Below are 5,931 nucleotides of genomic sequence, written 5' to 3'. Positions count from 1 at the left end.
CGGGCGGTGCCGGTCAGCGGTGTCGGTCAGCGCTGTCGGTTGCGGCGCTTTAGGGCGCAGGCCGTGGCGAGGGCGGTGGCGGCCGCTGCGGCGCCCAGGGCGCGGGGGTGCCGGGACGCCCACAGCTGGGGGGCACGGTCGTGCGCGGTGCTGTCGAAGACGCCGTGGGCGCCGAAGTCCCTGCCGTCGTCGCCGTCGAGCGGGTGCCACAGGTTGTGGGGGCGGTCCGGCGGGATCGTGTCCGCGGTCTGCTGGGAGTCGTATCCGGTGCGGGCGAGGTAGCGGTCGAGGAGGGCGGGGGCGAGCCGTTCGGCCAGGATGGTCGCGAGGGTCGAGGCGCCGGCGCAGTACTGCCTGCGGCGGGGGTGGTCGGCGGCGTACAGGATCGCGCCGGCCGCGATCTCGGGCTGGTAGACGGGCGGCACCGGCTGGGGGTGGCGGGGCATGCGGGACAGCACCCAGGAGAACTGGGGGGTGTTGACGGCGGGCATCTGGACGATCGTCACCTGGACGTTGCTCCTGTTGTGGAGGAGTTCGGTGCGGAGTGACGAGGTGAAGCCGTTGACGGCGTGCTTGGCGGCGCAGTAGGCGGACTGGAGGGGGATCGCGCGGTCTCCGAGCGCGGAGCCGACCTGCACGATGGTGCCCTGGTCGCGGGGCAGCATCCGGTCCAGGGCGGCTCTCGTGCCGTGGACGTAGCCGAGGTAGGTCACCTCGGTGACGCGGCGGAACTCGTCGGGGGCGACGTCCGTGAAGGGCGCGAGGACGGAGACCATGGCCGTGTTCACCCAGACGTCGATCGGTCCGAACGCGTCCTCGACGGCTGTGGCGGCCGCCTGGACCTGGTCGTGGTCGGCGACGTCGGCCGGTACGACGAGGGCCGTGCCGCCGAGCTGTTCGACCTCGCGTGCCGCCGCTTCCAGGCCGGTCCTGCCGCGGGCGAGCAGGCCGACACGGGCGCCCCGGCGGGCGAAGGCGCGCGCGGTGGCGCGGCCGATGCCGCCGCTGGCGCCGGTGACGACCACCGTCTGACGCGTCGTCCGGTCCTCGGTCGGGCTCATCGCTGCCGTCCTTCCTCGGGTGGTGCGGGCTCGGTGAGCCGGGCCGCGCATTCGAGCATGATCGCGTGGACGAAGGCCTGGGGGAGGTTGCCGCGCATCTGGCGCTGCGTCACGTCGTATTCCTCCGCGTACAGGCCGGCCGGTCCGCAGGCGGCGCGGTTCCGTTCGAACCAGCGGTACGCGGCCACGGTGCGGCCCTGCTGGTACTCCGCGAGCGCGGTGGCGAAGCCGCACAGCAGGAAGGCGCCCTCGGCGTCGCCCAGGGGCAGGTCGTCGTGGCGGAACCGGTAGGCGTAGTGGTCGTCCGCCAGTTCCGCCGTGCAGGCGCGGAGTGTCGCGGTGGTCCGCGGGTCGTCGGGCGGGAGCGCGCCGCGGACGGCGGGCAGGAGCAGGGCGAAGTCCGGGCGCGGGTCGCCGGGTGACCGCTGCCACCGGCCCGAGGGGTGTACGGAGTCGGCGGCCGTCTCGGCGACGATGCGGTCGGCGAGGGCGAGCCGGCGGGCGGCCGTCTCCCGGTCGGCCGGGTCGGCGTGCGCGATGGCCCGCAGTCCCGCCGCGCAGACGAGCCGGCTGTGGGTCCAGCGGCGCGGGGCGAGTTCCCAGATGCCGGCGTCGGGTTCGTGCCGTCGCCGGGCGATGGTGTCGGCCGCGATGGCGGCGGCCCGCCGGGCGTCGGCGCCGAGGGGGCCGTGGCGTGCGGCCGCGGCCAGGAGCAGCAGCGCCTCGCCGAACACGTCCAGCTGGAACTGGCCGCCGACCCGGTTGCCGACGCGGTCGAAGCCGCCGGGGTAGCCGGGCAGGTCCAGCGGGCGCGGGCCGGGGACCGGGCGCCCGTCGGTCGTGTAGGCGGGGGCGGTGCGGGGACCGTCCTGGTGGAGGCGTGCGGTCACGAAGCGGACGGCGTCGTCGAGGAGGGGGTGCGGCCCGGTGGCGGCGACGGCCTGCCCGGCGAAGCACTGGTCGCGGATCCAGACGTAGCGGTAGTCGTAGTTGCGGCCCGCCTCGGCCCGTTCGAGCACGCTGGTGGTGGCGGCCGCGACCATGCCGCCGGACGTGGCGGTGAGGCCGCGCAGCACGGTGTACGCGTGGCGGGCGTCCCGGCGGGCGGTGATGTGGTCCAGTGCGGGCACCTCACGCCGCCAGGCCGCCCGGGTGGTGTCCCAGGCGCGGCCGGCGTGGGGCGGCGGGCCCGTGAACGGCGCGTCGGCGATCTCCAGGACCAGGTCGTGCGGAGCTCCGGGCACGGCCTCCGGCTCCGCCGCGAGGCGCCGGCCCCCGGGACCCGTGGGCCGGGCGTCGGGGCAGCCCGTCCAGCGGAGCCACAGGCCGCCGGTGCGTGCCGTCCACACGCCGTCGTCGTCGCGGGACAGGTCGCGCAGCGGCTCCCGCCCGAAACCGGCGGCGGGTTCGAGGACCACGGACAGCGGGGCCCTGCCCTCGGTGGCGACGATCCGGCGCAGGACCACGGCGCGGTGCGGGTCGCCGGGCATGGCCAGGGCTTCGTGGCACTCCACGATGCCGTCGTCGGTGATCCAGCGGCTGCGCCAGACGAGCGAGCCGTCCTCGTAGGAGCCGCCCCACACGGCGCGGCCCGACGGGGTCACGACGTAGGTGCCGGTGCCGCCGACCAGGCCGGCGAAGACGGCGTCGGAGTCCCAGCGCGGGGCGCACATCCAGACGAAGTCGCCCCGCGGGCCGACCAGGACGCCGCGCTCGCCGTCGGCGAGGAGGGCGTAGTCGCGCAGCGGCTGCGGCGGGCGCCACGGTTCCGGGAACCCTGCGGGTTCCGGGGCGGGGGCGCCGCCGCGCTCGGGGGTCCGGGTGGTGCGCACGTCGTGCATGCCTAGGCGTCCGGCACGGCCGCGGCCTCGGCGACGCCCTCGCGGAGGTGGGCGCCCTGGCGGAGGAGTTCCCGCTGGACGAGGGCGGGTTCGATGGCGCGGGGCGGCCGGCCCCGGCGTACGGCGAGGGCCGCGCAGACGCCCGCGGCCTGACCGGTCGCCATCGAGATGGGCATGACCCGGTACGACGAGTGCGCCACGTGCGTGCCCGAGATGCAGCGGCCCGCGACGAGCAGGTGGTCGGTGTCGCGGGGCAGCAGGCAGCGCAGCGGGATGTCGTAGACCTTGCCGACCGGTACGCGTTTGAGGACGGTGCCGATGCCGCGGGGGTTGTGGATGTCGACCGGGTACGCGCCGTGCGCGACGGCGTCCGGGAAGTGCTGCGCGGCGAGGATGTCGTGGCCGGTGAGCTGGTAGTCGCCGAGGATGCGGCGGGTCTCCCTGACCCCGATCTGGACGCCGCTCTGTACGACGTACGACTTCTCGAAGCCGGGGACGTGGCCGCGCAGGAACCGGTCGACCTGCTCCATCTGGCGGCGTGCGGTGTATTCGGCGCGGGTGAGGTCCCACACGCTGGTGCCGAGGACCCGGGTGACGCGGGTGCTGTTGACGCTGACCTCGTCGGGGTGCGGCGTCGCGAAGAACAGGATGTCCTCGCGGGGCAGTGTCAGTTCGGCCGCCTCGGTCGCCTCCTTCACGAGGTCCCACAGGCCGTGGACGCCGCGCCACTGGTCGGGGTGGTCGCGGACGTATTCGGCGAAGTGGGGCTGGAGGAAGTTGGCGACGCGGAACATGAGGGTCATGGGCTGGACGAGTCCGTCCTCGTGCCGGCCGATCTCGTACGGCGCTCCGGCCGCGGCCGCGATGTCGCCGTCGCCCGTGCAGTCCACGACGACGTCGGCGTCGATCACGACGGGGCCCGACTTGGTCTCGAAGACGACGCGGCGGCCGTCGTCGAGGGGCAGGATCGAGGAGGCGAAGGCGTGGAACAGCATCCGCACCCCTGCCTCGTCCAGCATGTCCAGGGCGACCAGTTTGAATCTCTCCGGGTCGAACGGCACGGTGTAGCCCGTCTCGACGGACGGCAGGATGCAGCCGTGCCGCTCGGCGAGCCTGCGCAGCATCCGCCACAGCACACCGGCGACGACCGGTTCGCCCTCGCCGTGGTCGGGCGGCAGCAGACGGGAGACGTCGCCGCCGGGGACGGCCTGCTTCTGTTCGTTGTGGAAGGACATCAGCGGCATGACGAGGGCCGCGGTCGCGTTGCCGCCGAGGAAGCCGTAGCGCTCGACGAGGACCACGTCCGCCCCGGCGTCCGCCGCGGCGAGCGCCGCCCCGAGTCCGGCGGGGCCGCCGCCGACGACGAGGACCTCGGTGCGGCCGCCGAACTGCGCCGGCCGGGGCGGCAGGCTGACGGTGCGCTGCTCGGTGGGTGCGCCGAGGATCGGCATGGGCTCCTCCGCTTCCGGGCCTGGTGCCCGCTTCCGTTCCGGTGGGGCTCAGGGGGCGGGCAGGACGACGGGCAGGGCGGGCGCGTGCTGCGCCTCGATGTCCTCCAGGAGGGCACGGCAGCGTTCCCAGGTCCGTCCGGAGCGTTCGCGCAGCGCGTCGACGTGCGCGCTCATCGCCTCCCGCCGCTGGGGCGCCTCGTCCCACAGCCGGTCGACCTCGGCGAGCAGCAGCCCGGCCTGCTCCCTGGCCACCCCGACCAGCGCCGGGGCGCCGACGCTGCGGGCGAAGTCGAACACCTTGCCCGCGTAGGGCAGGGGCAGCAGGGGCACTCCGGAGACCGCCGCGAAGATCAGGAAGTGCAGCCGCATCCCGACGGCCAGGCTCAGCCTGCGCATGAAGTCCAGGGTCTGGCCCGGGCTGTAGGAGCCGTTGAGGACCCGGCCGCGGTCCGCGGCGGTCATGTGCGACAGGACGGCGTGGGCGTGGCGGATGTCCTGGTTCTCCATCGGCATGAACACCACGTGGGTGTCGAAGCGGCGGACGAGGAAGTCCGCGACGTCGGCGAGCAGCGCGTGGTAGTCGCTCACGTCGAGGTGCTCGGCCGCCCGGCCGGGCTCGCGCACCGACATGCCCACGAGGCGTGCGCCGCCGGGTATGCCTTCGTGGAGCAGCATCTCGTCGGTGAACTCCTCGGGCGGGAGGAGCAGCGCGGGGTCGGCGGCGACGGTGATCTCGCGTTCGACGCCGACCTCTTCGAGGACGAGCCGGGACTCCTCGTCCCGCACCACGACCTCGTCCATCGCGCCGACCACGGTGCGGACGGCGTGCCGGTCGTCGGCCTCGTGCAGGGGGCCGGCGCCGACGGCGTAGGCGAAGGTGCGGATGCCGAGGTGGTGGGCGGCGTTCACGAGGCGCAGATAGCGGCGGGCCTCGCTGTCGTAGAGGAGTCCGCCGCCGCCGAGGATGAGCAGGTCGAGGCCGCCGACGGCGCTCCTGAGCCGGTCCTGGCCGAGGCCCTCCCAGCCGATGACCTCGTCGGCGGAGCGGTGGTGGGCGCGGGTGTGCTCGGGGTTCCTGCTGAAGACGACCAGCCACGCGTCGGGGCGCCAGGCGCGCAGATCGCCGAGGACGCACGTCAGGATGGACTCGTCGCCGATGTTGAATCCGCCGTACGAGCCGAGTACGCCGATCCGCAGAACGCCCTGGACCTCACTCGTCATCTGCGCCTCCGGCGGTGTGACTCTCCGTGCGTCGTGTGCGTCCTGTGTCAGCGTCCTGGTCCCGGTCAAGCCAGTGTCATTGTCGACATGTCCGAAATGCGGCGCAACCGGTGGTTCCGGTGGTTCCCGTGCGCTCAGCCGAGTGCCGCGCCCCTCCCTACGAGCAGGGTCACGTCGAGAGCGGCCACGGCGACGGCGCCGGCGAACGGCACCCGGGCGTGGCGGCGGCCGAGTGCGGCGCTGCCCGCCGCCGTGACCGCTGCGACGGCCAGTGCGGCGGCGCCCGCGGCGCCGGGTGTGCCGGGACCGCCGAATGCGAGGACGGCGGTGGCCGCGACCAGCGGGACGGGCAGGAGG

The 5,931-nt window shown here is 74.7% G+C and carries 4 protein-coding genes and 1 pseudogene; all 5 read right to left on the bottom strand.

Annotated elements, in window-relative coordinates:
• Nucleotides 1-26 precede the first annotated feature (26 nt).
• Nucleotides 27-1,061: an SDR family oxidoreductase gene (locus HTZ82_RS11535; RefSeq protein WP_175409251.1), complete on the bottom strand. Its 1,035-nt coding sequence runs from the start codon at nucleotides 1,059-1,061 to the stop codon at nucleotides 27-29.
• On the bottom strand, nucleotides 1,058-2,893 hold the full coding sequence (locus tag HTZ82_RS11530) for a glycoside hydrolase family 15 protein (protein WP_375540803.1): 1,836 nt from the start codon (nucleotides 2,891-2,893) through the stop codon (nucleotides 1,058-1,060). Before HTZ82_RS11530 ends, HTZ82_RS11535 begins: the two co-directional genes overlap by 4 nt.
• Nucleotides 2,894-2,904: 11 nt before the next feature.
• Complete coding sequence (locus tag HTZ82_RS11525) at nucleotides 2,905-4,353, bottom strand: FAD-dependent oxidoreductase (protein ID WP_175409249.1); 1,449 nt, start codon at nucleotides 4,351-4,353, stop codon at nucleotides 2,905-2,907.
• Nucleotides 4,354-4,401: 48 nt separating this feature from the next.
• Nucleotides 4,402-5,574, bottom strand: coding sequence for a polysaccharide pyruvyl transferase family protein (locus HTZ82_RS11520; protein ID WP_175409248.1), 1,173 nt, complete (start codon nucleotides 5,572-5,574; stop codon nucleotides 4,402-4,404).
• A gap of 134 nt (nucleotides 5,575-5,708) precedes the next feature.
• Nucleotides 5,709-5,931: pseudogene (locus HTZ82_RS11515) on the bottom strand (hypothetical protein); the annotation flags it as partial.

Source organism: Streptomyces sp. TRM64462, assembly GCF_013362995.1.
GTDB lineage: Bacteria > Actinomycetota > Actinomycetes > Streptomycetales > Streptomycetaceae > Streptomyces.
Note: the sequence above shows the minus strand (reverse complement) of the source record. Positions and strands in the feature narration are given on the sequence as shown.

What these genes read in the sequence shown, in the direction of transcription:
- HTZ82_RS11535 (WP_175409251.1), bottom strand. Translation starts at nt 1,061, where the DNA reads ATGAGCCCGACCGAGGACCGGACGACGCGTCAGACGGTGGTCGTCACC.
- HTZ82_RS11520 (WP_175409248.1), bottom strand. Translation starts at nt 5,574, where the DNA reads ATGACGAGTGAGGTCCAGGGCGTTCTGCGGATCGGCGTACTCGGCTCG.
- HTZ82_RS11525 (WP_175409249.1), bottom strand. Translation starts at nt 4,353, where the DNA reads ATGCCGATCCTCGGCGCACCCACCGAGCAGCGCACCGTCAGCCTGCCG.